At 60.5% G+C, this 3,206-nt stretch carries 3 protein-coding genes; all 3 read left to right on the forward strand.

Going from position 1 to position 3,206, the window contains the following annotated elements; translation table 11 throughout:
- Positions 1-518 precede the first annotated feature (518 nt).
- The gene (locus AC1DVA_RS27135) at positions 519-1,547 is read left to right on the forward strand and encodes a PAS domain S-box protein (RefSeq protein WP_476807951.1); all 1,029 of its coding nucleotides are present in this window, start codon (positions 519-521) and stop codon (positions 1,545-1,547) included.
- Positions 1,548-1,565: 18 nt separating this feature from the next.
- On the forward strand, positions 1,566-1,802 hold the full coding sequence (locus AC1DVA_RS27140; RefSeq protein ID WP_476807952.1) for a DUF7696 family protein: 237 nt from the start codon (positions 1,566-1,568) through the stop codon (positions 1,800-1,802).
- Between the two features lie 1,222 nt (positions 1,803-3,024).
- On the forward strand, positions 3,025-3,206 hold a 182-nt coding region (locus tag AC1DVA_RS27145; protein WP_476807020.1), incomplete at its 3' end, for a transposase.

Raw genomic sequence — 3,206 nt, forward strand, 5'->3', positions numbered from 1 at the left:
GGTTTGGCCCGCCTGAGCTCCGCTGGCCCGACTGGCGAGAGGGGCTTTCACCGGCCGCCGCGTTGGACCATATGCATCAACCGTAGGTGACGCGACCGGGCAAACCATGTCTTGCCCCGAGCGGCGATCGGTCCGCGGGGAGATCGAGGCTGAGACTACGAAAGGCCTCTTCGCGTCCTGGGCCGAGAAGAATAACATTCTGGGGCCCGGCGCGGTCGCCTTTTCAAGCGGCCGACCGGAAGCGACCTGCCACTCCCCTGATATCAATGAGGTCCCAAAGCTAGCTCGGATCATGGAGGCTAGGGAGGTGGCCAAGTTGTTTTTTGTGTTGAAGCCGTGCAACACCTTCTGTCCCTTGTCGATGTCAGGCTTGACACGCAGCAGTCCAAAAAGACCTATTCAGCTGGAAGGGTGGCCAGCTTTATTCGCCGCATTGCGCTTGGAGCGAGCCGTCGGATCGGCTTGGAAAAATCGAATCCCGCCGTGGCACAGTGGTGGTGAGATAGGCGGAGGTTGGGTTGTCGAAGACCCGAGTCGAGGCGGCAGCGCTAGTTCCCCAATTCGCCTACGGGCCCGACGCCCCTGACCCACGCGATTGGCTCGCAGCCATCATCGATGGTTCGGACGACGCAATTGTCAGCAAGAATCTCAGTGGGATTATTCAAAGTTGGAATGGCGGCGCAACGCGCCTGTTTGGCTACAAACCCGAGGAAATCATCGGTCAATCTGTGACTGTGTTGATACCGCCGGACCGCTTGGACGAAGAACCGATCATTCTGGCTCAGATCCACGCAGGCAAGCGCGTCGATCATTTTGAGACAAAGCGTCGCCGCAAGGATGGCTCTCTGGTCGACATTTCGCTGACCATCTCACCCATTCGCAATGAGCACGGGGACATCGTAGGCGCGTCAAAAATCGCCCGGGACATCACGGAGAGGCTGTTGGCGCAGCAGCAGCAGCAGTTGCTGATGGGTGAAATGCAACACCGGGTGAAGAACCTGTTTGCACTCGCCAACGCAATTGTCTCGCTCAGTGCTCGGTCGAACGCGGAAAAAAGTGAAGTCATTGCCAGCGTKCAAGACCGCCTTTCCTCGCTCGCACGAGCACACGAACTTATACTGGGTGATCGATCAAGTGGGTYCGACGGGTCGCACGTCACTCTCATCACACTCATTCGAGCGATTCTTGAACCCTACTACGACGACGACCGAATCCGCATTTCTGGTGACGATTGCCAGGTTGGCGGCAAAGCGGCCACGAATCTGGCGCTCCTGCTTCATGAGATGGCAACGAACGCTGCCAAATATGGCGCTCTGTCCGTCGAGAGGGGCCGGCTCCACGTCGAGATTTCGGCAGATGATGTGCAGGTGCGACTTTGCTGGAGAGAAAATGGCGGCCCAGTGCCCCTCCTCGCAAGGCCGCCGGGCTTCGGTAGCCGGCTCGAACGCGGTCTAGCGAGTGCTCTGAACGCATCCATTGAGCGCGATTGGCAGCCGACAGGATTGGTCGCGTCAGTCGCGGTGTCAAAAGCGATGCTCGCCATCTGACGCGTACCGGCAACGCGATTGTTTGCGCACTGCTGCGCCTGCCAACCCTCCGCCATCCTCGGCGGGCGTGAGGTCTCGACCTGGTCGGAGGAGTGGCGCCACGAATGCGAGGTCGCGTTTCTGACTAGACTTACCCTGGCCCAGCGCAATCAGGCGCTCGATGGCGAAAAGGACAGCATGCGTGGCATGAAAGCATTCGAGGCGACGCCGCGGTCACTCGTCTGCGCGCCGAGATCGATCTCTACGCCGCGTTGAAACTGAAGCGAAAAAGGCCCGGCCTCCTTTCGGAGTGCCGGGCCGATGGCCGTCGTCGCGCGCGGGYGAACGGCCGCTTCTGAATTCCATGGTCTACCGGCCGATCGGGGCGCCGGTACAYCCGCGGCTMSCYTCCTGATCGGCAGTARAAGAAGGGAGTCGGCAGCGGTGAATGCCGGCTCCCTTCGATGGYCATCTTGGCAGAGAACCATCGCCGCCGTCGCTTTGTATCAAGCARCRGYWGCGCYGCCACAACGAGGCAGCCGCAGCCGAGTTCCSCCCCGTCMAGAATTGAATTGATCCTCCGGGCCAGTCCCGYGCAAAGTAAGGGAGTGRGGTCGCGACGGGCGCGGTTCTCACGGCGGCGAGARCGCCCTGCAAGGCGGGTTCGTCGGAAGCGACGGCGGGGGTGCTAGCGCCCACCTGGTTCTCCCGTCGTCGCGGATTTCCCGCTGCATCTCCGGCGCAAGACTGATCCGCCAAAAAGCCCGCCCGCGGTTAGGGCCAACCTGTCAAGTCACGCTCTTGAGGCGGTCGATACGCGGATGCTTGACCGTCATCCCTACTGGATGGGTGGGCGTCTAAACCGAACGGGATTGAGGCGGGGCTAGTGATCTCTGAACGCGAGCCGCAGAAGGGTGAAGGCACCCGCGATCAGCGAAGAGGTCAACAGTCCCGTAAACACATCGAAGATGAGCCAAGCGACCACTCCAAGCGCCGCGGCAAAACCGAGATGAATACTCGCCAATTTGGACGCCTTTCCGCAGCCGCAGCTCACAGTAGGTTTCCATGCAAAAAGGGCGCCGCCAACCGAAGGATGATGCGCACAAGTCTAGGGAGGAAACGTCGAAGGAGGGMCGCCCCTTACGTCCCTCGGTTCCTTCAAGAGTCAGACGCTGCAATGGAATTCATCGGGGCACCCGAACTGAGGTTTTCCGACCCACGACGTTCGCGGTATTGAGCCGCACACTGACTGCGGCACCTGCGTATTGAGCCGATTTTTCCAGCCAAGCGGGCCCTGTATAAAACTGCAGTATCGAGCCTATTTTTTAGAGGAGGGAGGGGAGCGTCCATTTTGCACAGCGGCGATGGTGCATGGCTTCCACCATTGGTGGAAGTTGGCGTCGGGACAAGCGCGCCCCCCAGATTCGCCTACTGGCCTGCCCCCTGAAAAGTGGCCCTCCCTGAAGTAGGCTTTTTGAGCCTTTGGAGGATGCCCGCGATGCCGCAGAAGAAGCACAAGCCTGAAGAGATCGTCGCGAAGCTGCGGCAGGTCGACGTGCTGTTGTCCCAGGGGCGCCCGGTCGCGGAGGCGATCCGGGCCATCAGCGTGACGGCGTTCACGTATTATCGCTGGCGCAAGGAGTTTGGCGGGCTGAAGTCCGACCAGGTGAAGCGTCTGAA

Source organism: Allobosea sp. P4_C6 (genome assembly GCF_056402015.1).